The 22,678-nt window shown below is 68.1% G+C and carries 19 protein-coding genes, 1 other RNA gene and 1 pseudogene; 9 read left to right on the top strand and 12 right to left on the bottom strand.

Annotation, left to right across the window (positions count from 1 at the left end):
* Window positions 1-46 precede the first annotated feature (46 nt).
* Window positions 47-1,003: a CE1 family esterase gene (locus GOOTI_RS06205; RefSeq protein WP_007237714.1), complete on the bottom strand. Its 957-nt coding sequence runs from the start codon at window positions 1,001-1,003 to the stop codon at window positions 47-49.
* Between the two features lie 145 nt (window positions 1,004-1,148).
* Here GOOTI_RS06205 and GOOTI_RS06210 point away from each other — a divergent pair, with 145 nt between their 5' ends.
* Complete coding sequence (locus GOOTI_RS06210) at window positions 1,149-2,558, top strand: family 1 glycosylhydrolase (protein WP_007237715.1); 1,410 nt, start codon at window positions 1,149-1,151, stop codon at window positions 2,556-2,558.
* 97 nt (window positions 2,559-2,655) lie between these two features.
* Complete coding sequence (locus GOOTI_RS06215) at window positions 2,656-3,483, top strand: maleylpyruvate isomerase family mycothiol-dependent enzyme (RefSeq protein ID WP_007237716.1); 828 nt, start codon at window positions 2,656-2,658, stop codon at window positions 3,481-3,483.
* A gap of 128 nt (window positions 3,484-3,611) precedes the next feature.
* Here GOOTI_RS06215 and GOOTI_RS06220 read toward each other — a convergent pair whose 3' ends face one another.
* Window positions 3,612-4,424 (bottom strand): spermidine synthase, encoded by an 813-nt coding sequence (locus GOOTI_RS06220; RefSeq protein WP_007237717.1) that lies wholly within the window; start codon window positions 4,422-4,424, stop codon window positions 3,612-3,614.
* 22 nt (window positions 4,425-4,446) lie between these two features.
* Between GOOTI_RS06220 and GOOTI_RS06225 the strand changes: the two genes are divergently transcribed.
* Window positions 4,447-5,475: a cobalamin biosynthesis protein gene (locus tag GOOTI_RS06225; protein WP_007237718.1), complete on the top strand. Its 1,029-nt coding sequence runs from the start codon at window positions 4,447-4,449 to the stop codon at window positions 5,473-5,475.
* Here the strand turns inward: GOOTI_RS06225 and GOOTI_RS06230 are convergent.
* The 3 genes from GOOTI_RS06230 to GOOTI_RS06240 all read right to left on the bottom strand — a co-directional run bounded on the left by GOOTI_RS06230 (window position 5,453) and on the right by GOOTI_RS06240 (window position 7,733).
* Window positions 5,453-6,475: an SURF1 family cytochrome oxidase biogenesis protein gene (locus GOOTI_RS06230; protein ID WP_007237719.1), complete on the bottom strand. Its 1,023-nt coding sequence runs from the start codon at window positions 6,473-6,475 to the stop codon at window positions 5,453-5,455. The genes GOOTI_RS06225 and GOOTI_RS06230 overlap by 23 nt on opposite strands.
* A 96-nt stretch (window positions 6,476-6,571) precedes the next feature.
* Window positions 6,572-7,054, bottom strand: coding sequence for a low molecular weight protein-tyrosine-phosphatase (locus GOOTI_RS06235; RefSeq protein WP_039993585.1), 483 nt, complete (start codon window positions 7,052-7,054; stop codon window positions 6,572-6,574).
* Window positions 7,047-7,733: an HAD hydrolase-like protein gene (locus tag GOOTI_RS06240; protein WP_007237721.1), complete on the bottom strand. Its 687-nt coding sequence runs from the start codon at window positions 7,731-7,733 to the stop codon at window positions 7,047-7,049. Before GOOTI_RS06240 ends, GOOTI_RS06235 begins: the two co-directional genes overlap by 8 nt.
* Before the next feature lie 119 nt (window positions 7,734-7,852).
* On the opposite strand from GOOTI_RS06240, the gene cobC reads away from it, so the two are divergent.
* From cobC to GOOTI_RS06260, 4 genes are all read left to right on the top strand, one after another.
* Window positions 7,853-8,947: an Rv2231c family histidinol phosphate aminotransferase CobC gene (cobC, locus tag GOOTI_RS06245; RefSeq protein ID WP_007237722.1), complete on the top strand. Its 1,095-nt coding sequence runs from the start codon at window positions 7,853-7,855 to the stop codon at window positions 8,945-8,947.
* On the top strand, window positions 8,934-10,085 hold the full coding sequence (locus GOOTI_RS06250) for a Nif3-like dinuclear metal center hexameric protein (RefSeq protein ID WP_007237723.1): 1,152 nt from the start codon (window positions 8,934-8,936) through the stop codon (window positions 10,083-10,085). Before cobC ends, GOOTI_RS06250 begins: the two co-directional genes overlap by 14 nt.
* A 70-nt stretch (window positions 10,086-10,155) precedes the next feature.
* Window positions 10,156-10,893, top strand: a complete 738-nt coding sequence (locus tag GOOTI_RS06255; RefSeq protein WP_007237724.1) for a zinc ribbon domain-containing protein — start codon at window positions 10,156-10,158, stop codon at window positions 10,891-10,893.
* Window positions 10,890-11,579 (top strand): histidine phosphatase family protein, encoded by a 690-nt coding sequence (locus GOOTI_RS06260; RefSeq protein WP_007237725.1) that lies wholly within the window; start codon window positions 10,890-10,892, stop codon window positions 11,577-11,579. The genes GOOTI_RS06255 and GOOTI_RS06260 overlap by 4 nt, the downstream gene beginning before the upstream one ends.
* Before the next feature lie 13 nt (window positions 11,580-11,592).
* Here GOOTI_RS06260 and rnpB read toward each other — a convergent pair.
* Window positions 11,593-11,993: RNase P RNA component class A (gene rnpB, locus GOOTI_RS24700), an RNA gene on the bottom strand.
* Window positions 11,994-12,249: 256 nt separating this feature from the next.
* Between rnpB and GOOTI_RS06265 the strand changes: the two genes are divergently transcribed.
* Window positions 12,250-13,725 carry an RNB domain-containing ribonuclease gene (locus GOOTI_RS06265; protein ID WP_007237726.1) on the top strand — a complete coding sequence of 492 codons (1,476 nt, stop codon included), beginning with the start codon at window positions 12,250-12,252 and terminating at the stop codon, window positions 13,723-13,725.
* An 80-nt stretch (window positions 13,726-13,805) separates the two neighbouring features.
* Here the strand turns inward: GOOTI_RS06265 and GOOTI_RS06270 are convergent, their stop codons facing one another.
* The 6 genes and pseudogenes from GOOTI_RS06270 to panB form a co-directional block, all read right to left on the bottom strand.
* Complete coding sequence (locus GOOTI_RS06270) at window positions 13,806-15,302, bottom strand: CYTH and CHAD domain-containing protein (protein ID WP_039993631.1); 1,497 nt, start codon at window positions 15,300-15,302, stop codon at window positions 13,806-13,808.
* A 48-nt stretch (window positions 15,303-15,350) separates the two neighbouring features.
* Window positions 15,351-16,317 (bottom strand): annotated as a pseudogene (gene pip, locus GOOTI_RS06275) (prolyl aminopeptidase).
* A 4-nt stretch (window positions 16,318-16,321) separates the two neighbouring features.
* Window positions 16,322-17,371 (bottom strand): helix-turn-helix domain-containing protein, encoded by a 1,050-nt coding sequence (locus tag GOOTI_RS06280; protein WP_007237729.1) that lies wholly within the window; start codon window positions 17,369-17,371, stop codon window positions 16,322-16,324.
* Window positions 17,372-17,470: 99 nt separating this feature from the next.
* Complete coding sequence (gene acmB / locus GOOTI_RS06285; protein ID WP_007237730.1) at window positions 17,471-18,667, bottom strand: methyl acetate hydrolase AcmB; 1,197 nt, start codon at window positions 18,665-18,667, stop codon at window positions 17,471-17,473.
* Between the two features lie 90 nt (window positions 18,668-18,757).
* On the bottom strand, window positions 18,758-19,741 hold the full coding sequence (locus GOOTI_RS06290) for an alpha/beta hydrolase (protein WP_007237731.1): 984 nt from the start codon (window positions 19,739-19,741) through the stop codon (window positions 18,758-18,760).
* 227 nt (window positions 19,742-19,968) lie between these two features.
* Window positions 19,969-20,844, bottom strand: a complete 876-nt coding sequence (gene panB / locus GOOTI_RS06295; protein ID WP_007237732.1) for a 3-methyl-2-oxobutanoate hydroxymethyltransferase — start codon at window positions 20,842-20,844, stop codon at window positions 19,969-19,971.
* Between the two features lie 174 nt (window positions 20,845-21,018).
* Here panB and GOOTI_RS06300 point away from each other — a divergent pair, with 174 nt between their 5' ends.
* A complete protein-coding gene (locus GOOTI_RS06300; RefSeq protein WP_138985189.1) occupies window positions 21,019-22,605 on the top strand; it encodes an alpha/beta hydrolase in 1,587 nt (528 codons plus the stop codon).
* The last annotated feature ends 73 nt before the right edge of the window (window positions 22,606-22,678 follow it).

Raw genomic sequence — 22,678 nt, forward strand, 5'->3', positions numbered from 1 at the left:
GCGCGTATCGCGGACAATTACGGTCCGCAATCGCCACCGCGTGGGATCAGGCGGTGTGTCGGGTGAAGAACTGCCAGATCAGCGACGTAGCCGACAGCGAATTGCTCATGTATCCGCTCTCGGAGGGACTTCCCGTGGAGCCGGGCCACACGTGCGCGCCACCGTTGACGCGGTAGTGGGTGATCTCGTGACCCGACGCGGCACAGAACGGCCAGTCGACACGGGTGACGTACCTGGTCGCGGGGAATTCGAGCGGCGTCCCCACACAGCCGTCACGGGCCGCCCAGCCCGACAGCCAGTCCATCACCGGCAGGTACGCGCCGCCGTGGCGGACGCCGCCGTCGTAATGGATCGTCTGGTCAGCCGTCCCGTGAAAATCGATGATCGACGCGGGCGGCGCGCCGGCACAATCCGGTCGTCCGATGTCGTAGAACGCTCCACTCACGACCGCGTACGCGGCGAAGTCGCCGGACATGCGGCAGGCGAGCATGGCGACGAACCCGCCGCCGTTCGACCGACCGGCAGCATATGTGCGGTCCGGGTCCACGCACGCAGCAGCGCGCACCTCCCGCAGGATCGTCCTCGTGAACGCGATGTCGTCGGCGCGGGGCGACGAATACGGCGCGCCCTGCCAGGAGACGAGGTCGTCGGTGCCGCGCAGCCCGTCCGGATAGACGACGATCGCGGGAAGAGATGCCAGCCGCGTGAACCGGGCGAACGTCGCCGCAGGCTCGGCGTGACCGTGGAAGGCCAGGATCAAGGGATAGGGTGACCGTCCCGAGTACCCGGCCGGAACGTTGACGCTGTAACTCCGTTCGACGCCGTCGACGCGTGTCGTGTGTCTCGACGTTCCCTGGCCGAGCCGGTCGGTGGCCGCGCAGCCTGCGAGGTCGGCCACCTGCCGCTGCGGCGGCGCGCCGTGCGCGGCAGGAGGGGCCGCGAGAAGCGAGGCGACGAGGACGCAGAGGACCCCGGTCAGGACACCGACAACGGCGGAGGACAAGGTGCGCCTGGCACGGCGTCGGGCTGATCGCGGCACCCGGCAAGACTAGTGGGTGCGGCCGTCGACGGTGACGTGACCGCGCCGATCGCCGTGCACTCGCGGCGAATCGGCGGTACGTCGCGTCTACATTTGCGATGCTTGGCCCATGTCGGGTGATGCGTACGACGCCGGGTCCGCGCCCAACCCGACCCCGAGTCGGCACCAGACCAGGGCATCCACGCCAGTGGCGGCGGTCGTCGTCGCCGCGCTCGTCGCCCTCGCCGCCGCTTTCGTGCTCCCCGCGCGGGCCGACGCAGCGCCGTCGGGGCACGTGAGCTCCCGGGGTCTCCCGCCGGGGTTCCTGTGGGGTGTGTCGTCGTCGGGTTTCCAGTCTGAGGGGATGGACCCCGGGGGTCTGCACGCGGGAGGCCGGCTTCCCGACAGCAACTGGAGCAGGTACGTGGCCGCGGGTAAGACAGATGACGCTGTGGGCTCGTCCGTCGACTTCCGCCACCGCTATCGCTCCGACATCGCGCTCGCGAGGTCTCTCGGCGTGAGGGTCTATCGCGTCTCGGTCGAATGGGCGCGCATCGAACCGAGGCCGGGGGTGATCGACCGCCGCGAACTCGCCTACTACGACGAGATGATCGGCGCGATCGTGAGTGCAGGCATGCGCCCGATGATCACACTCGACCACTGGGTCTATCCGGGCTGGATCGCCGCGCGTGGCGGGTGGGCCGTTGCCTCGACACCGACGGCGTGGTTGCACAACGCGCGATTCGTCGTCGACCGGTATGCGCGATACGACCCGCTGTGGATCACGATCAACGAGCCTGAGGTCTACATCCTGAACGAGGTCCGCATGGGCGGACTACCCGCGACGGCGAGTGCGGCCATGCGGAACAGGCTCGTCGAGGTGCACACGTCGATCTACCGATACATCCACCAACGGCAGCCCGGTGCCCTGGTGTCGACGAACATCGCCTACGTCCCGACGGTCGAACCGATCCTCGACGCCGCGTTCGTCGACCTGGTGCGTTCGTCACTGGACTTCATCGGGCTCGACTACTACTACTCGGCCTCGGTCACCGACCTCGGCGCGATCAACGCCGCAACCGGAAAGCCGTGGAAGGCGCCACTATCCGCCGACGGCATCTACTACTCGTTGCGCGACCTCGCGCGCCGCTTCCCCGGCACACCGCTCTATGTAGTCGAAACGGGCATGCCGACCGAGAACGGTGGCCCGCGGCGTGACGGCTACCGCCGCGGCGATCACCTCCGCGACCTCGTGTACTGGGTCACGCGGGCATATGCCGACGGATACCCGGTCATGGGGTTCAACTACTGGAGCCTCACCGACAACTACGAATGGGGTTCGTACACACCGCGATTCGGCTTGTACACCGTCGACGTCAAGACGGATCCGACGCTGCGTCGGCAACCTACCGACGCAGTGGCCGCCTATCGGGAGGTCACCGCACACAACGGGGTAGGGGCGGCGTACCGTCCGACTCGGCCCGCCCAGTGGTGCTCACTGGCAGCCGCGCCTGCGAGCTGTACCCAGCCGGTGCGCTGACCGACCCGCCGGACCTGCCGAAGACCGACACGCTCGAGAACCGAGACAGACGCACAGCCGAGACAGACGCACGACCGAGACACCGGAGGGTGAACACATGGCACACACAGTCGTCGACAAGGACGCGATCACGTCCGCGCTGATCGCGGAATGGTCTGTGCTTCGCGCACTCGCGGGGCAGCTGACCGACGAACAATGGTCAGCGCCGTCGGTGCTGCCGGGCTGGACCAATGCCGACATCGTCGCCCACATCATCGGCACCGAGAGCATGCTCGACGGTCGCGATGTCGCGGCCGCCGACGACATCGCCGATCGGGAACACGTCAAGAATCCGATCGGCGAACTCAACGAACGCTGGGCCGACCACTTCCGGGCCCGCCCGCGCCCGGAGGTGCTCGCCGCGCTCGACGACATCATCGAAACACGGACCGCCGCGCTGACGGCGATGTCGCCGGAGGAGTTCGAGGCGGACGCCGTCACACCTGCCGGGCCGGACACCTACGGACGTTTCATGCGCATCCGCGTGTTCGACTGCTGGATACACGAGATCGATCTGCGCGACGCCCTCGCAGACGGCTCCACTCCGACCGATCCGGCGTCTGCGGACGCGGCGCTCGAGGAGATCTCCTCATCGCTCCCGTTCGTGGTGGGCAAGCGGGCGTCGGCGCCGGCGGGCAGCACCGTCCGATTCGAGATCACCGGGCTCGCACCTCGTGACGTACGGATCGCTGTGGATGGACGCGCAACGCTCGTCGAGTCGTTCGCTGACGGCGACGACGCGGCGGACCTGACCCTGCGCGTCGACGGTGTCGAGCTGGCCCGACTCGTGGGAGGACGCCGCGACGCCGATCCCGGCGCTGTCGAGGTCATCGGCGACGAAGCCCTTGGCAAGGCCGTGATCGACCGACTCGACTACGTGATCTGACCTGGCGAACTCATGTTCGATACGTCTTCGGGATCGCACATTCGACGATTCTCGGTGCGCAACAAACTGTCATTCAAACAGTCGATTCCGAGGGTATCGGCCACACATCTGGTGTGCCGTGGCGCACATCATTCGGGATCGTGAAGGTATCTTCCGCGTCCGAACCGCCGTGCTTCGCTACCAGCAATCGTTCTCGCAGGCAGTGGATCGCTGAGTAGCGTGCGGACCAATGCCGCAGAGGGGCCGAGATCGTCGTCGCTGCCCACCACGACGACGTTGCCTGTGCGTCGACCCTTGAGCATCGACGGGTCGGCGATCAGCATCACGTGGGCGAAGACCTCGGCGACCGCAGCGGCATCGGCCCGCACCAGCTCGAGGGTGCTGGCATCGCCACAATTGGCGAGATAGAGCCCGCCGGGTGTGAGCACCCGCTTGACCGCGCTGACGAACTCGACCGTCGTCAGATGTGACGGCGTACGCGCATCGGAGAACGCGTCCCGGACGACCACGTCGCGCGAGCCTTCTGTCAGCGACTCGGTCACCGCGCGCGCGTCCCCGACACGGATGCGCAGCAGCGGTGCGCGCGGAAGGTCGAACCATTCGCGCACCAGGCGGGCCAGTTCGGCGTCGACTTCCACGGCGACCTGCCTCGCTCGCGGATAGCGGGCGGCCAGCGTGCGGGGGAGTGCGCATGCGGCACCGCCGAGGTGCAGAACCCGCAGCTGCGTCGAGGTGTCGGGATATCGGTCGTCGATCACCGCGGCCATCTGGCGGAGGTACTCGAAGTCGAGAGCCAGCGGGTCGTCGGGATGGATGTGTGAGCTGTGTGTTCCGTTGATCAGGAGCAACCAGCCGCCGGAGATCGGGTCGGTGATCACTTCGGCGGTGCCGGTGTCGATCGGGTGGCTACCCGGGGCGGGCGTCGGGCGCGGCTTGGCCATGCACTGACGATACGATCGCGCGGTGCTCGCCGTCCGACCCAGGCCCCTCACGCGAATCGGTCAGCTCCGACGCCCCCGGTCCGCGACGCTCGACGTACCGCTGGGACTCGGGCTCGGCTACGTTCTCGACCGTGCGCTCGGCGACCCGCGCCGGTGGCATCCGGTTGCCGGCCTCGGCCGCATGATCGGCGGGCTCGAGCGGCGTGGGTACGCCGATTCGACGGCGGCGGGCGTGGTGTTCGCCCTGACGTCGATCTGTGCGGCGACGGGCGCGGGGTCAGGTGCCGATCGGTTGGCGAGGCGCTGCGACTCGTCGACGCTGCGCATTGCGCTCGTTGCCGCGACCACGTGGTCGGTGCTCGGCGGCACCACGCTCAACCGTGTCGGGCTCGAGGTGGCCCACAGTCTGTCCGCCGGCGACGTCGATGCCGCTCGCGCTCTCGTACCGAGCCTGTGCGGACGTGATCCCGAGGCACTCGACACCGCCGGAATCGTGCGCGCCGCAGTCGAATCGATCGCCGAGAACACCTCGGATGCCGCCGTGGCGCCGTTGTGCTGGGGTGCGGTAGCAGGTGTGCCGGGGCTGATCGCGTATCGAACCATCAACACACTCGACTCGATGGTCGGTTACCGCAACGACAGATATCGACGCTTCGGCTGGGCGTCGGCACGGCTCGACGATCTCGCCAACGTCGTGCCGGCTCGTCTGGCCGCCGTGCTGATCATTCTGCTGGGACCCGACCGTGTCGGCGCGAGACGCGCGTGGCAGCGCGACGCCGCGGCCCACCCGAGTCCGAACGCCGGGGTCGTCGAATCGTCGTTCGCCGGTGCACTCGGTCTGCGACTCGGCGGTCTGACCGTGTACCCGCACGGTGTCGAAGACCGCCCCACACTGGGCGACGGTCGCGTTCCCGAGGTCGCCGACCTGTATTCGACGACGCGCCTGTCCCATCGCGTGCAGGACGGTGCGCTGGTGTCCTCCGTGGTGGTGGCGTTCGTGATTGGCGTGGTGCGCGCACGCCGCGACGCTATCCGCCGTAGCGCTGCGTGAGCTTGTCACGCACGTCGGCCGGTGCGTGATCGGTGTCAGGACCCAACCCGATCCGCGACGAGTCGTGGTCGACGGCGTCGTCGGCGATGGTGTCGCCGCGCAGCTCGGCCCGCAGCCGTTTCCGGCGAGCAGCGCGGTCGGAGGTGGCCGCCGACGTGATCGACGCCGCGCGACCCGACGCCGTCTCGGCCGCCTCTGCGGAGTCGGCGCGGTCGGCGGTGGCCGACGATGCGGTCTGGGGCGTGACGGCCGTACCGGCACGTGCACGTCGACGTTGCCTCACCTCGGCGTAGATGAAGTAACCAGCTCCCAGCGGAGCCATGATGCCGAACGCGAGCCACTGCAGCCCATACGACAGGTAGGGGCCGGAGTCGAGCTGGGGCAGCGGTATCTCGCCGAGCGCCCCCGGTTGGTTCGGCGAGATCTGGATGTAGAACGGATCCATCGCCGTCGTCGTGGCACGCGACAGCTCGGTGGGATCGATCGTGTACATCGACAGGGCGCCGTCGACCGTTGCCGCACCGCGCCCCGGCGTCGTGCCCTCGCTCGCCCTGATCCGACCGTCGATCGTCACCTGCCCCGCAGGCGGTGCCGGAACGGCGGGCGTCTGACCTTGCTCGGGCCGCACGTACCCGCGGTCGATGACGAGCACCCTGTCCGACCCCGCGACCCGGAAGGGCGTGAGGACCTCGATCGCCGGACGCTCGTCGACCGAGCGCAACCGGACGAGCGCCTGTTTGTCGGTGAGGAACGTCCCGGTGATGTGCACTTCACGCCACTCCGTGTCGGACCGGAATCCGCTGCCGGCAGGTGCGACCGAGGCCAGTGGCACCGGTGCTATCGACACGGCCTGCTCGATGAGATGGTTGCGCTCACTGGTTCTGCTGTTCTTGCCCAACTGCCACGGGGCGAGGATGGAGAAGCACAGTGCCGCGAATGCCACGACCACGACCGCCAGGGCTATCCACCCAGGTCGCAGGAATGTCCGCAGAACGCGCATGCATCAACGGTACCGAGCTGACGCGGCTGGATGTCGTGCTGGTCGCCTTTTCTGATCACACCCACGACGGGTCTGTGGTCGTCGCCGGTGCGGTGCTCACGGCCGGTCGTCGGCCAGGCGTTCGGTGACCCACGCCAACATGCCGGGCACAGCGGCCTCGATCTGTTGGCGGGTGAGGGCGAAATCATCCTGGGTGCCGTAGTACGGATCGGCGACGTCGAGGTCGTCGCCCGCATCAGGGTCGAAGCTGCGCAGCAGACGGACGCGATCGCCGAGCCGTTTGCGTTCGAGATCTCTGGCATGGCCCGAATCCATGGCGACGAGCAGGTCGGCGTCGAAGTCGTCGGGTGCGAGCTGGGCCGCGGTGTGCGCGTCGGAGTAGCCGTGACCGAGCAACTCGGTGCGTGCGCGATTGTCCGCCGGCTCGCCGACATGCCAACTGCTCGTGCCGCGGCTGGTCACGCGCACCTGCTCGGAGAGCCCGGCGTCGTCGATGGCCGACCGGAAGATGTTCTGGGCCATCGGGGAGCGACAGATGTTACCGGTGCACACGAAACAAACGTGTAGTTGATCAGACACCCAAGACCTCACGCAGATCGACGACAGAATCGACGCGCCACGTGGCAGCGTCCCCTTCCCCCGCCCGAGCGTAACCCCACGAGACGAAGACTGTCGGAATTCCGAAGCTCTCCGCGCCCTCGACGTCGTGCGAGCGGTCGCCGATCATGACCACGGGGTGGTCGGGCAGACCGCTCTCGGGCGATGGACTGATTCCCGATTGCCGGAGCGCCCACGCGATCACATCGGCCTTGCTGCGGCGCGAGCCGTCGTCGCTTGCACCGCAGATCGCGGTGAAGCGATCGGCGAGTCCGAAGTGCTCGAGAATGGCGCGTGCGGTGTTCTCGTTCTTCGACGTCGCCACGGTCATCGTGCGGCCCGCTGCCGCGAGATCGTCGATCAACTCGTGCATGTGCGGGAAGACGGAGTTCTCGAGCCACCCGATGTCGGTATAGCGCGCGCGGTAGGCCCGCATCGCCTCGTCCGCGGTCTTCCGGTCGAGCCCGAGACCGAGCAGTGTGTCGATCATCGGTGGCCCCGCAACCCCCGCGACCACGTCGTCAGGTGGTTCCGGTGCGTCGACCGCGGCAAGAGCGTGCCGAAAGCTGTTGACGATGCCGGAGAAACTGTCGGTGATGGTGCCATCGAGGTCGAACAACAGGAGGGTCCGCGAATCACGCGGATCTGCCGGGTGTGTCACATCTCCATCGTTACATGTGCGGTCGGCCGGGGGCGCGCGGAGATGCCCCCAAGCACGGGTGGACGGGCGTTGCCGCGCACCACGGGGGGCCCGGCACCGGGCGGTTAGGCTCGACAGTCATGACAGCAGAGTCGATTCCGGACGACAACGTGTACCGCCCCGGCCGACACGGAGACGCCGACGTGGAACGCGGACTCGTCGACTTCGCGGTCAATGTGCGCGGCGAGACGCCGGATTTCGTGCGCACAGCGCTGGAGGAGGCCTGCTCGCGGCTCGCGTCCTATCCGAGTGCCGCTGACACGGATGCGGCGCTCGAGGCGATCTGCGCACTCCATCGGCGCGAGCGCGACGAGGTGCTCCTGCTCGCGGGCGCGGCCGATGGATTCGAGATGTTGCCGCGACTCGGTATTCGCCACGCCGCCCTCGTACAGCCGTCCTTCACCGAACCCGAGCTCGCGTTGCGCGCAGCGGGAATCCGCATCTCACAGATCGAGTTGGCGCCGCCGTGGCGTATCGATCCGGACGACATCGGCACGCGCATCCCCGACGACGCCGATCTCGTCGTCGTCGGCAACCCGACCAACCCGACGTCGGTGCTGCACAGCAGAGCCGCGCTCGACGCGATGCGCAGACCCGGCCGAATCCTCGTCGTCGACGAGGCGTTCGCCGATCTCACCCTCGATCCGGAAACCGGTGAGCGTGAACCGGAATCACTGGCATCCGACCGCGGCGACGATCTCGTCGTGATCCGCAGCATCACAAAGACTTTCGGCCTCGCAGGGCTGCGAGCCGGGTACCTGCTCGCTGCGCCGGGGATCGTCGCGCGGCTGAACAGGGGACGTCGGCCGTGGCCGTTGTCGACTCCCTCGCTGGTGGCGATCACCCAGTGCGTCGGGCCCGCGGGTCAACGCTTCTGCGACGACGCGGCGCGGGTCGTCGCCGCCGACCGTGACGCCATGGTCGACCGACTCGCCCTCGCAGGAATCGAGGTGTGCACCGGCCCCGCCGCTCCTTTCGTCCTCATCGACATCCCGGAGGCGATCGCTGTCAAGAGGGCGCTACGCGCAGCCGGATTCGGCGTCCGCAGCTGCGCCAACTTCGTCGGCCTGAGCACTGACCACCTGCGGCTCGCGGTGCGTGACGACGCCACCGTCGGACTGATGGTCGATGCATTGATCCGCGCTCGAAAGGAACTCGACGATGACCGACGATGATCACACCCCGCGCGTGTCGAGCACGACGTCGGTCGGGACGGTGACCGATCTACTCGACGCCGTCTATCCGCCATCGCTGGCCGAATCGTGGGATTCGGTCGGTCTCGTCTGCGGCGACCGCACCGAACCGGTCGGTCGCGCGCTGATCTGTGTGGACGTCACCGACGCGGTGGTCGACGCGGCGATCGCGACGGACGTCGACATCGTCGTCGCCCACCACCCGTTGCTGCTGCGCGGTGTCGACACGGTAGCCGCCAACACCGCCAAAGGGCGTGTGCTGCACCGGCTCATCCGCTCGCACACGGCCCTGTTCACCGCGCACACCAACGCCGACAGCGCGCGGCCGGGTGTATCGGACGCGCTCGCGGAGGTGCTCGGGGTGATCGACACGTCGCCGGTGGATCCCGCCCCCATGCCGCCCATGGACAAATGGGTGGTCATGGTGCCCGAGGGCAGTGCCGAGCAGGTCAGCGAGGCGATGTTCGCCGCGGGCGCCGGAGCCATCGGCGAGTACCGCGACTGCGCGTGGTCGGTGGTGGGGGTCGGGCAGTTCGAGGCGCGGGGTGCCGCCAATCCGACGATCGGCTCGCTCGGCGAACGAACGCACGTCGACGAGGCGCGGGTGGAGATGGTCGCGGAGCGACGATTGCGACGATCGGTGCTCGGCGCACTCCGCGCCGCACACCCCTACGAGGAACCGGCCTTCGACATTCTCGCCGAGGCACCCATCGACGCCGACGCAGGTCTCGGGAGGGTGGGCAGACTCGCCGCGCCGTCGACGGTGGGGCGGTTCGTGACACGGGCGGCGGGCGCGCTGCGGTCGCCGTGGGGCGTTCGCGCGACCGGCGACCCCGACCGTGTCGTCGAGACGATCGCGGTGTGCGGCGGCGCGGGTGACTCTCTGCTCGACACCGTGCGGGGTCTCGGCGTCGACCTCTATCTCACCGGCGACCTGCGGCATCACCCCGTCGACGAAGCGCTGCGCGTGGGCGGACCCGTGCTGGTCGACGCCGGACACTGGGCCACCGAGTTCCCGTGGTGCACACAGGTTGCCGAACTGCTGTCGGCTGAGCTCGCGCTGGACGTCGAGGTCTTCGCCACCCCCACCGACCCGTTCACGGTGCATGCGGATTGCTGAACCACCGTGGTCACCGCGTACCGTTGACCGAACCTGTGTACCGAGGAGGCCCCATGAAAGTCGACGCCGCGTGAAGGCCGATCCGTCAGCGCAGCGATTACTGCTCGACCTTGCCGATGCCGATGCCGTACTGGCCCGCGTCGACCACCGGGGGCGGTCGCTTCCCGAGGACGTCGAGATCGCCGAGCTCACCACCAAGATCGACTCGACTCGCGACGATCTGGTGCGTGCCGACATCTCGGCAGAAGACCTCACCCGCGAGTACCGGCGCGTCGACAGCGAGGTCACCGGGATGGCCGACCGCGAACGCAAGGATTCGGCGCTGCTCGAAGGCGGCGGGCTGGCGCCCAAGGCCTTGTCGGAGCTGCAGCACGAACTCGCCAGTCTCGGACGACGTCGCGCAATGCTCGAGGACGATCTTCTCGGCATCATGGAGCGGCAGGAGGCCGTCGAATCCGAACGGCAGCGCGCGTCGGCGACAGTCCAACACCTCGAGGATCAGCTCGCCGACGCCCGGAAACGGCGCGACGACGCGTCCGCGACCATCGACGCAGACCGCGAGGTCGCCGCGACGCGGCGCGATGCGATCGCAGGCGACGTGCCCGCAGAACTCCTCGCCATCTACGACCGTCAGCGGTCCGCAGGCAAGGTCGGGGCCGGTTTGCTCCGGGCCCGACGCTGCGGAGCGTGTCGAATGGAGCTCGATCGCGGCACCCTCGCGTCGATCGCTGCTGCTGCGGCCGACGACGTCGTCCGCTGCGAGGAGTGCGGGGCCGTGTTGGTCCGCACCAACGAATCGGGGCTGTGACGTCGGTGGGGCAGACCAGGGCCACCACCGGGGCGGCGACGCCGACCGCACCGTCGTGGCAGGGGCAGCGAACAGACCCCGCGCGCGTGGTGCTGCTGCGCCACGGCCAGACACCGCTGTCGGTGGAGCGACGCTACTCGGGTCGGGGCAATCCCCGGCTCACGGAACTGGGGGAGCGGCAGGCGTTGGGCGCGGCCTCGCGGATCGCGGCCGAGACCGGTGTCGCGGCCGTCGTCAGCTCGCCGCTCGAGCGTGCACGCCAGACCGCGCAGGCCGTCGTCGACCGGATCGGCGGTGAGGTGACGGTCGAGCCCGGATTCATCGAGACCGACTTCGGTGGCTGGGAGGGGCTGACGTTCAGCGAGGCTGCAGCTCGCGACCCCGAGATCCACGCACGCTGGCTCGGTGATCCCGACGTTCCGGCGCCGGACGGCGAGAGTTTCACCCAGGTCGCCCAACGAGTGATCGCGGCGAAAGACCAACTGCTTCAACAATATCCGGGCCAGACCATGATCGTGGTGTCGCACGTGACTCCCATCAAGACCCTGCTGCAGCACGCCCTCACAGTGGGTCCCGAACTGCTGTTCCACCTCCACCTCGATCTCGCATCGGTGTCGGTGACCGAGTTCTATCCTGACGGCGGATCGGTGGTGCGTTCGGTCAACGAGACCGCGCACCTGGGGTGACCCCGGCCGAGGGCGAACGAGTCGGCGTGTAAGCCGGATCCTGTGCCGACATGACGTCGGCGGCGACCATCCATCTGGACACACCGTCGCCGGGTGCCTCGAGCAGCCAACCCACGGACTCGGGCGAGCAGCCCTCGATCATCCGTGCACACGCACCTGTCGGTCCGTGCTTCGGCCTTGCTCCGGGTGGGGTTTACCAAGCCGACATGGTCACCCACGTCGCTGGTGCGCTCTTACCGCACCGTTTCACCCTTACCGACCTCGGTCGGCGGTCTGTTCTCTGTGGCACTGTCCCGCGGGTCACCCCGGGTTGCCGTTGACAACCACCCTGCTCTGCGGAGTCCGGACTTTCCTCGGCGAGCGGCATCTCCAGTGACTGGCCGTTCCGCTCGCCGCGGCCGCCCGGCCGACTCGTTCGCCCATGTAGTTTAGCCCGCCGGCAGGCACGACTCGAACGCACAGTGGACGCGCGGGAGTGCACGCTCGACGGCAGAGAGTGCACGGTCGGCGGCAGAGAGTGCACAGTGGACGCGCGGGAGTGCACGGCGGACGCGCGGGAGTGCACGGTCGATGGCAGAGAGTGCACGGTCGACGGCAGGGCGTGCACGGTCGACGTGCGGGGATGGACGAGCGCCACCATGAGTATCGTCGCGCCGATAGTGTCGGAAGCGTGCAGCGCAGATTCTCCGCCCCCGACATCGATTTCGAGTCGGTCCGCACCGAACTCGGGATCTGCGAGGACTACGGCGCGGCGGCGCTCGACGAGGCGGAACATGCTGTCGATGCGTACGCGGCGGACCGCGTGGATCGGCGCGACATCCCGCTGGTCACCATCGATCCGCCCGGCTCGATGGATCTCGACCAAGCCGTTGCGCTGTCGTTCGACGGCGACGGCTTCCACGTCCACTATGCGATCGCCGACGTTGCGGCCCTCGTCCTGCCAGAACGCGCGCTCGATGCCGAGAGTCGACGTCGCGGTGCGACCATCTACTTCCCGGACGGTTCGGTGCCACTGCACCCGCGAGTGCTGTCGGAGGGATCGGGCTCGCTGCTGCCCGGTGTGGCGCGCCCCGCGGTGCTGTGGAGCATCCGGGTCGCCCCCGACGGCGAGCTCACCGACGTCGAGGTGGGTCGGGCGCTCGTGGAATCGATCGCGCGACTCGACTATGCGGGAGTGTCGGCCGACGCCGCGGCCCGCACGCTGCACCCGTCGATCTCCGCGCTCCCGGCATTCGGCGAGCTACGCCGTCGAGTTGCGTTGGCGCGCGGGGCGATCGAATTGGATCTGCCCGACCAGGAGGTTGCCCGCACCGACGAAGGGTGGGTGCTGGCGCTGGCCGCCCGCACACCCGCCGAGATGTGGAATTCGCAGGTGTCGTTGCTGACCGGGATGTGTGCGGGAACGATCATGGCGGACGCGGGTGTCGGTCTGCTGCGCACACTGCCGCCCGCTCCTGTCGATGCGGTCGAGCAACTCAGGGCGACCGCCGACGCCCTCGGCGTGCAGTGGCCACAGGGTCTGACACCCGGGCAGTTCCTCGCGGAGCTGCCTGTCGACCAGCCGGAGACCCTGGCGCTGATGTCGCGCGCGAGCTCGCTGATGCGGGGCGCGGGATACCGTGCACTCGGCGTCGACACCGCGCCCACGACCACCGCGGCCTCGACCACTGCGCCCTCGACTACTGCGCCCAGCCGCGACGACATGGTGCATTCGGCCATCGGTGGCGTCTACGCACACGTGACCGCGCCACTGCGGCGGCTCGGGGACCGGTTCGCCACCGAGGTGTGTCTGGCCGTCACGTCGGGAACTCCTGTGCCCGAATGGGTGTCACGTGCACTGCCGGTGCTGCCCGGCATCCTGCGGTCGGCGGATTCGCTCGGGTCGTCGGCCGACAGGGAGAGCATCGACCTCGCCGAAGCGGTCATCCTCGCCGATCGACTCGGCGAGCACTTCGACGCGGTCGTCCTGGCGGGAGCCCAGCCGAAGAAGCGTGCCAAGATCTTCATCGCCGACCCGCCGATTCTCGCCGACTGCGACGGAGATCTCGCCGCTGCCACACGCGTCGAGGTCGTGGTCACCGAGGCCGACCCCACGTCGCGGACTGTTCGCTTCGCGCCGGTCGGCGCGGAGACACAGGCACACTGACCTAGCCTCGGCAGCGGCTGCGCCGCACCAGGTATCGCGCCGCCCAGGGGACCGCGCGGCGCAGCGGAGGTGCTGCGGGGCTACAGGTCTTTGGAAGCCTCGCGGTAGGCAGCGATCGCCCGGTGGGCGTCGGCTTGCTCACGTGCGTCGATGCGGCCGAGTACGAACAAGTCCATGCCGGACAGTTCACCGGATGCTGCGAGTTGGGCGAGTCGGGCACGATTGATGCGCGAGTCGTTGTAATCGCCGAGCGCTGACTGTATCTCCTTGGCCATCTTGGAGACCTTCGTGTACTTCTTCTTCTGCAGAGGTTCGGCAGCGTCGGTGCTGTAGCGCAGACGTTTGGCGCGCTTACGGATGACGTGCAGCTGTTCTGCCCATTCGTGTGAACCCTCCGGCAACTCGGCGAGCGTCCGTTGCGCCTTACGGATGTGCTTGCGACTCTTGCTGATCGCCTTGTCGACCGCGGTCGTCGCCGGAATGTCGGCATCGGGTCCCGCCGGCGGGTCGGCGATCAGTTCGTCGATGGCGTCGAGCAGCCGGAAGTAACGTTGTGATGCCATCGCGGCATGCGCGGCGGCCACCGCCCGATCATGGGTCTCGGATTCTCTGCCGGCCAACGCGTTCACGAGTGCGTCCGAGGCCGCCTCGTCGCGAAGCAGACCGGAGTCGATCTGCAACTGCACCTCCGAGTCGCGGGCTTCGCCGAGAATACGTGCCAGAAGCTTGAGTTCCTGTGCGATGTGTTCGGTGCGGCCCGCGTCGAGCACAGTCGGGAATCCCGAGAACACGCTGCGCAGGCGTCGCGCGGTCACCCGCATCTGGTGGATGGCGTCGTCGGCGTCCTCGCGGACCAGCGGGTCCCACGCGATGAGCGAGTTGCGGTGGCGGGTGACGTCGGCGATCACCAGCTCCAGGGCCGACGGGTGTGATCCCAGCGCCTGCGGTGGCGTGACCACCGGGGTCGAGCCGATCGCGCGTGCCAACTTCGACGCGCTCGACGGCTCCCGGCCGCCCGCGGCTCCCAACAACTTGTGTGCAGCCTTCAATAGCTTGGGGGTGCCGCCTTCGAGGAGCTCGAACTCCCACTCCGACCACTGCTGCGACGTCCCGCCCGGCAGCAGCGACTGCGCGGTCACCCGGTCATCGGCGAACTCGGCGAGCTTCACGTCATCGGTTCCGAGCAACGTGGTGATCGTCCGCACCGTCGATATCGCTGCCACCGGGATCAGTGGACGATGCCGTGTGTAGACCAGCACCGGGTTGACGAGTTCATCCGGTATGTCGCCGTCGGCCGGTGCGTCGTCGAAGCCCACCTGCAGTTCACGTCGTGAGCCCGGCATGTCGGCGGGTCGCTTGAGGTGCCATCCCTCGTCGTGCCCACCGCGCCTGCGCCGCATGGTGATTCGATTCGAGGCGAGATCGAGGTTCTCGGTGTCGAAGTAGGTTGCGTCGAGGGTGAACGTCTCCGGGGCTGCAGCCGCCACGACACCGGGGAGAACCCGGAGATCGGGCGGGGTGATTCCCGGATCGACATCGAATTTGAGCTCTACCTCGACCTGCTCGCGTGCGGCCAACACATCCTCCTGTCGGGATCCCGGTGAGTCGAGTGTAGGTGACGCCTCTCAGCGATCGGCGAAACCATCCGTCGCTTCGACGAGGTGGTGTGCGATGCCCGGCTCGAACGACGCGTGGCCGGCGTCGGCGACGACGTGCAGCGTCGCCGCCGGCCACGCGCGGTGCAGATCCCAGGCGCTGCGCATCGGGCAGACGACGTCGTAGCGGCCCTGCACGATGACCGCCGGGATGTCGGCGATTCGATCGATGTCACGGAGGAGTTGGCCGTCGTCGAGGAATCCGTGGTGCATGAAGTAGTGGTTCTCGATCGAGGCGAATGCCAGGTCGAACCGCTCGCCGGCGTCCTCCTTGGTGGCCGCGGCCTCGTCGGGTTTGGGGATCAGATAGCTCGTCGCCTGCTCCCACCCGGTCCATGCGCGAGCCGCTGCCACGGCAACATCGGTGTCGTCCGAGGTGAGCAGCCGATGGTAGGCGGCGACGAGGTCGCCGTCGCGCTCGTTCTCTGGGATGGGCGCGAGATAGGACTCCCATACATCCGGATAGATGTGGGCGGCTCCGCCGTTGTAGTACCAGTCGATTTCGCTGCGGCGTAGCAGGAAGATCCCACGGAGGACCAACTCGGTGACACGCCCGGGGTGGGTCTGCGCGTAGGCGAGACCGAGCGTCGACCCCCACGAGCCGCCGAAGACCTGCCAGCGATCGATGCCGAGGTGCTCGCGCAGCGCCTCCATGTCGGAGATCAGTTTGGGTGTGGTGTTGACAGAGGTCGGCGCCGTCGGCGATGTGCGGGCGCGACTTTCCGCAGCCGCGTTGATCGAACAGCACGATCCGGTAGCGCGCCGGGTCGAAGAAGCGGCGTTGGTCCGCCGAGGTGCCACCGCCCGGCCCGCCGTGCACGAACACAGCAGGCTTTCCGTTCGGGTTGCCGGAGGTCTCCCAGTAGATCTCCTGGCCGTCGTCGACGGCGAGGTGTCCTGACGCGTACGGCTCGATGGGCGGGTACAGGCTTCGCATGGGTTCACCCTATGCGTGGGGCTGCCGCGCCGGGTGCGGGTAGGTCGAGCACCCGCGAGCGGCGAAGTCTGCACAGCAGGTAGGCGAGGCCGAGCCGGGTCCGTCCGTATCCGTCTATCGGTTCGAACCCCAGCGCCGAGCGCATCGTCTCCAGGCGCGACTGCATCGTGGAGTGATGTATTCCGAGCGTGCGTGAGGCCTGCCGGACCGTCGCGGAGGCCAACACCGCGTCGACTGTCTCCGACGTCCAGGGGGCCTCTCTCATGAGTGAATCCAGGGCTGCGACATCGGGATTCGACGATTCGCTGCGGACGTCGGCGAGTATGTCGATCAGACCTCCGAACTCGTCGGCACAGATCGATCCCTGCGCGGGTGCGCGGGTGAGGCGGAGCGCGATGGTGGCGGTGCGCAGCGAGTAGGGCAGGTCGTCGATCTGCGCGATCCCGCCGATCCCGCTGGGGGTCGCCGGCGCGTCGGTGGTCGACGCGGGCGCGATGAGCACGTGCAGCGTGCCGTGCGGGGTCGTCATCACATCGCTGGGCCACGGTACGGAATGCGTCCATTGCGCGAAGAGGGGAGCCGCGACCACGCGATAGCGTGTCCCCGCCGACAATCCAAGGCGCGCGGCGGCTTCACGACGTCGTTGTTGGTCGATCTGGTCGTCGAGCACGGCATGCATGTCCCTGGTCGCCGAGCCGGGGCCGTGGTCGGTGAACCGGATTCGGACCGCGAGGGCGAGACGTTCGAGGATGATCGCGTCGTTCGGTTGTGCCTGCCCCTCGCGCTCGATCCACACGGTCAGCTCGTCGGACACCCGCTCGGAGGGGACGGCAGGGGGAGCATTCCGCTCGAGTGTCTCGCCCATCGATGACACCCGGGTGATCTCGCCTGCGTGGTCGAGTCCTGCCGGACAGCCTGCCAACGCGGCAGCCGCAGCGAGGAGCCCGTGCACGTTGACCTGCCCGACGATGAGCTCGTCGAAGCAGGCGATGACACGGATGCCGAGGCTGGCGCTCGGGTCGAGCGCCGAGATCCGACCGAGCAGTTCCTGCATGAATCCCCTGTTCGTCCTGCTGTGACTTAGCAGGGTATCGCGCCACCGGACCCCCGAGCGGCCGTTTGACGACTCGGTCGGGTCCGGCGGCGTGCGTCCTCAGCCGCGCAGTGCCCGGTAGACGGCGGTCTCCATGTCGAGATAGCCGCCGACGGAATCCGGGTCGGCGAACGGGAAGATCTGGGTCGCCCAGTACCCGCCTATGCGGTTGCGTCGATCGATCCAGTAGTAGAGATTGGCCAGGCCCGCCCAACCGAGCGAGCCCGCAGGCCGTCCGGTCGGTGCCTCCTCGTCGTTGACCATGAACGAGAACGACCACGACTTCGACTGTCCGGGGAAGAACTCGGCGTCGTTGGACAGCGAGGCGATCACGCCGGGCAGCATCTTCACCTTCAGATCACCGAGATGGTTCTGCGCTGCGAACTCGACCGTCTGACTCCGCAGGACCTCTTCACCCGAGTCCGCCCGGCCGTCGTTGAGCCACATCCTGATGAACTTCAGGTAGTCCTCCACGGTGGAGATGATGCCGTGGCCACCCATGTGCACCTCGGGTTCGGTGGGTGGCACGAAGTCGTGCAGCGGCCGCAGCGAGCCGTCGGCCTCGCGCTGGTGCATCGTGGCCAGACGGGAGCGGAGGTCTGCGGTGAGCCGGAACGACGAACTGTTCATCCCGAGCGGTGTGAAGATGCGTTCTTTCATCACGTCGTCGAGTCGCTTACCGGTGATCGCCTCCACCACCAGTCCACACCAGTCCATGTTGGTGCCGTACTCCCACTGCGTTCCCGGATCGAACAACAGCGGTGTGGTCAGTGACTCCATGGTTGCCGTGACAATCGAGGGCTGGCCGTGGTCGGTGGCCAGCCGATTGTAGGTCTCGTTGAAGAAGTCGTAGCCGAGTCCCGCTGTGTGCAAGAGCAATTGGCGAGTGGTGATGTCGGAGGCCGGGGCGCGCAGAATGGGCTCGCCGGCGTCGTCGAAGCCCTCGATCACCTGCAGTTCACCGAGTGCCGGCACGTAGCTCTTTGCCGGCGCGTCGATGTCGAGATCCCAGGATTCGATGAGTTGCAGCGCCGCGGTCGCCGTCAACGCCTTGGTGGTGGAGAAGATCGCGAACGTGGTGTCGGTGGTCATGGGAACGTCGGAGTCGACCGAGCGTTTGCCTGCGGCCCCGAGGTAGATGTTCTCGCGGTCGGTGGTGACACCTGCCACCACTCCGGGAACCGCGGGCACGGCTCCGTTCACCACCTCTGCTGCTGCTGCGGCGACCTTGTCGGCGTCGATCATCGGTGCACTCATCGTGTCGATCCTTTCCTTGGGTGCAATTCATCGCGCTGCGACCGGGTGTGGCCGAAGCGAATGTTCTTCTCTGGGGTTGTCGGGGCCGTCTCAGTCGGCCAGCGCGCGTTCGATCCAGGAGAATCTGGTGCGCAACATGGCCTTTGCCAACGCCGTGTGCTGGGCGAAGATGTCGCATGCGTGGAAGGCGCCGGGCCAGACGTGGAGTTCTGCGTTGACGCCAGCAGCCCACAGCCCCTGCGCGTAGGCGACGGTCTCGTCGCGGAAGATCTCCGCGGTGCCCACGTCGAGGAAGGCCGGCGGCAACCCGCGCAGATCCCTCGCGCGTGCCGGTGCGGCGTAGGGCGAGACGTCGGCACTGCCGTATGCGTCGGCAAGGCTTGCGCGCCAACCAGTTTCATTGCTGACCCGGTCCCAGACGCCGACGCCGTCGAACTGGTGGGTCGACGCGGTGATGTTGCGGTCGTCGAGCATCGGGTAGACCAGCAATTGCGCGCAGATCGGCGGCCCCTCGCGATCGCGCGCGGCCAGGGCCATACCCGCGGCGAGGCCGCCGCCGCAACTGGCACCGCCGACCATCACTCGTCCGAGGTCGACACCGATCTCGTCGGCCCGCCGTGCGGTCCACTCGAGTGCCGCGTACATGTCCTCGCGTGCGTAGGGATCGGGATGTTCGGGCGCGAGCCGGTACTCGGGGCACACGAGTGTCACACCGAGTCGCTCAACCCACTCGAGGTTGATGTCGAGGGCGTTGAAGCGGTCGCCGAACATGAGTCCGCCGGAATGCGCATACACGATGGCCGGTCGACGTCCGGTGGCCCGCGGCGAACTGAAGACCGAGACGACGATGTCGTCGCCGCGGTAGCCGGGTACGACGAACTCACGGTGATCGACAGCGCGCCCGGCGAGGATCTGCCCGATCGGCGGCGAGGCGTATGACTTACGCATGAACCCGATGAGATCGGGTGTGATCGTCGGCGGGAAGACCCCGCCGACCACGGCGAGCCCCGCCTTGAGTTCCGGGTCGAACCCGGGACGGCAGCTGCCGTCGGTCGTGGTCTCGGTCACGAACATGAGCCTACGTACGATGAATCACAGTCGGAACCGCCACAACGACGCGGGTTCGGACAGTGTGGTCCGCCATCTGGCGGATGCGCCCAGACCGCAATCCGCTGCGAGCGGCCATTCAGCCGACACGACCCCGCACGCGGTGTGCACCTCGTGCGGGGTCGTTCACGCCGGTTGCGGGCACTGGCGCCGATGGCGATGCGAGCCGGGCGCGAGACCCGGCGGCGCGAGACTCAGTAGCTGTGCTCGGGCGCAGGGAAAACGCCGCGACGCACCTCGTCGGCGTAAGTTGCTGCGGCTGTGCGTAATTCGCCGCCGACGTCGGCATAGCGCTTGACGAACCTGGCGGTCTTGCCGTGGGTGAATCCCGCCATGTCCTGCCAGACGAGAACCTGTGCGTCGGTCTCGTTACCTGCTCCGATGCCAACGGTCGGGATGGTCAACTTGCGGGTGATCTGGGCGGCGAGTTCGGCGGGCACCATCTCCATGACGACGGCGAACGCGCCTGCCTCCTGGACGGCAATGGCGTCGGCGATGAGTTGGTCGGCGGCGTCGCCACGACCCTGGACGCGGAATCCTCCGAGGCCGTTGACGCTCTGCGGGGTGAATCCGATGTGCGCCATCACGGGGATGCCGGCAGCGGTGAGCGTGGCGATCTGGTCGGCGACGCGCTCGCCACCTTCGAGCTTCACCGCGTGGGCGCCGGTCTCCTTGAAGAAGCGCACCGCCGTCTCGAGTGCCTGTTGCGGGCCCGCCTCGTAGCTGCCGAAGGGGAGGTCGGCGACGACGAGTGCGTGGGGAGCACCGCGGACGACCGCACGGGCGAGGGGGATCAATTCGTCGATCGAGACGGGGATGGTGGTGTCGTAGCCGAGGACGACGTTGGCGGCGGAATCGCCTACCAGGAGGACGGGGATCTGCGCGTCGTCGAAGATGCGGGCTGTCGAATAGTCGTACGCGGTGAGCATCGACCACTTCTCGCCCTGTTCCTTCATCTGAGCGAGGTGATGGATGCGAGTGGTGCGACGGCGCGGCGTCGCAGCCGAGTCACCGGATGTCGGGGCGCCGCCGTAGATGGGCGCGTCGGAATGAGCTGCCTCGTGGGACATCGTTGTCTCTTTTCTTCCTCGAGTCCCGCATGGCGGGTACCCGGGCTGTTGTCGGACGCCTTCAAGTTTCCCACCGATGGCGTGCTTGATGACCACTGATGGGAGTGTGCTTGCTCACACTCATGAAGGTGGCACTGTGCGGGAGACGTGCCGCGCATCCGTAACATCACGCCAATGACCTGCTCGTCTCGGGCGCGGATGCCGGCTCTTCATCGTCCGACACCGGGTGGGGCCGCGCTCGTCTCGCTACTGGCCGTGATGGCACTCGTCAGCGGCGGATGCGCCACGAACGAACGCTCAGACGGCGGTGCGACGATTCGCTGGGAAGCGTGCCCCGCGGGCGCGGCACTCGGCTCGGCAGCCGCGCGAGTCGACTGCGGGACTCTCGCGGTTCCTCGTGACCCGGCCGAGCCGGGAGGTCGAACGATCACGCTCGCCCTCGCGCGGTTGCGCGCATCCCAGCACAGCGACACGACTGTGTTGCTCAACCCCGGCGGTCCGGGGGCGTCGGGCGTCGACTATCTGCTCGGTGCGGCGGAACGCCTTGCAGCGCAACGGTTCACCGCGCACAGCGACGTCGTCGCATTCGATCCGCGGGGCGTCGGCGCCTCGACACCCGCGGTGCGTTGTCGTACCGCGGCCGAACTCGACGCCGAGCGGGACGTCGACCGGGGCGACAGGTCGGAGCGTGGCATCACGGCCGCCGAAAACCAGAACCGCACCGACGCCCGACGCTGCGCCGAGCGGGTCGGCGCCGAGTTCCTCGGGCTCGTGGGCACATCGCAGGTCGTCGACGACGTCGATCGTCTCCGCACCGCGCTCGGCCGAGCGCAGATCGACTTCATCGGCTTCTCGTACGGATCGAAGATCGGTCTCGAATACGGACAGCGCTATCCGACGAAGCTCTTCCGGCTCGTCGTCGACGGAGCGGTCGATCCCGACGCCGACCCGATCGAGTCGTCGGTGGCGCAGGCGCGTGCGTTCCAGGACACCTTCGACGCATTCGCCCGCGACTGCACCATGGTGCCCGGCTGCGTGCTGGGGACCGACCCCGCAGACGTGCTCCGGCGGTACCAGGCCCTCGTTCGCCCGCTGACGACGGCGCCGGTCCCCGCAGGTGGTGGGCGCATGCTGACCTATCAATCGGCCGTCGACGCCACGAGCATGGCGCTCTACCGCAGCGATCTGTGGCCGACGCTGCGCTCGGGACTCGCCGACCTCGCCGCCGGGAGAGGGGGCCAGACCTTGATGTCACTGGCCGACATGCAGGAGGGGCGCGGACCGGGCGGAGCCTACGACAACTCGGCGGACGCGTACCTCGCCGTCGGTTGCGCCGACGGGCCGCGCATCACCGACCGGCGCGTCGCCGGTGACCTCGATCGCCGCCGGCGCGCCGCGGCGCCGTACTCCGACGACGGCCGTGGCTCGGGGTTGGCGCCACTCGATCCGTGCGCCTTCTGGCCTCCCGCGAATACCGCGACCGCCGGGGACGGGGTGGTCGGGGACGGGGTATCAGGGTCCCCGTCGTCAGCGAGGCCTGCAGTCGGTGCCTCGCCCCCGCCTCTCGTGATCGCGACGACACACGACCCGGCGACCCCCTACGCCGCGGGTGAAACGCTCGCGCGGCGAACCGGCGGCACGTTGCTCACCGTCCACGGGTACGGCCACACGGCGGCGCTACAGGGTAATCGGTGCGTCGACGGCGTCGTCGACGATTACCTGTCCGATCTCGGATCGTTGAATCCCTCTCTCGCATGCTGAGATGACCTCGGTAAATGCGCAGGTTGCCGAGTTCGACTTATGAACGTAACACCGATTTAACAGGCTACTTCTA

The sequence above is a fragment of the Gordonia otitidis NBRC 100426 genome, assembly GCF_000248075.1.
GTDB lineage: Bacteria > Actinomycetota > Actinomycetes > Mycobacteriales > Mycobacteriaceae > Gordonia > Gordonia otitidis.

Coding starts and splice junctions, on each gene's coding strand:
- GOOTI_RS06220 (WP_007237717.1), bottom strand. CDS start 4,424: ATGGCCAAGCCGCGCCCGACGCCCGCCCCGGGTAGCCACCCGATCGAC.
- acmB (WP_007237730.1), bottom strand. CDS start 18,667: ATGAGTGCACCGATGATCGACGCCGACAAGGTCGCCGCAGCAGCAGCA.
- GOOTI_RS06280 (WP_007237729.1), bottom strand. CDS start 17,371: ATGCAGGAACTGCTCGGTCGGATCTCGGCGCTCGACCCGAGCGCCAGC.
- GOOTI_RS06250 (WP_007237723.1), top strand. CDS start 8,934: ATGACCGACGATGATCACACCCCGCGCGTGTCGAGCACGACGTCGGTC.
- GOOTI_RS06300 (WP_138985189.1), top strand. CDS start 21,019: ATGACCTGCTCGTCTCGGGCGCGGATGCCGGCTCTTCATCGTCCGACA.
- GOOTI_RS06290 (WP_007237731.1), bottom strand. CDS start 19,741: ATGTTCGTGACCGAGACCACGACCGACGGCAGCTGCCGTCCCGGGTTC.
- GOOTI_RS06230 (WP_007237719.1), bottom strand. CDS start 6,475: ATGCGCGTTCTGCGGACATTCCTGCGACCTGGGTGGATAGCCCTGGCG.
- panB (WP_007237732.1), bottom strand. CDS start 20,844: ATGTCCCACGAGGCAGCTCATTCCGACGCGCCCATCTACGGCGGCGCC.
- cobC (WP_007237722.1), top strand. CDS start 7,853: ATGACAGCAGAGTCGATTCCGGACGACAACGTGTACCGCCCCGGCCGA.
- GOOTI_RS06210 (WP_007237715.1), top strand. CDS start 1,149: ATGTCGGGTGATGCGTACGACGCCGGGTCCGCGCCCAACCCGACCCCG.
- GOOTI_RS06215 (WP_007237716.1), top strand. CDS start 2,656: ATGGCACACACAGTCGTCGACAAGGACGCGATCACGTCCGCGCTGATC.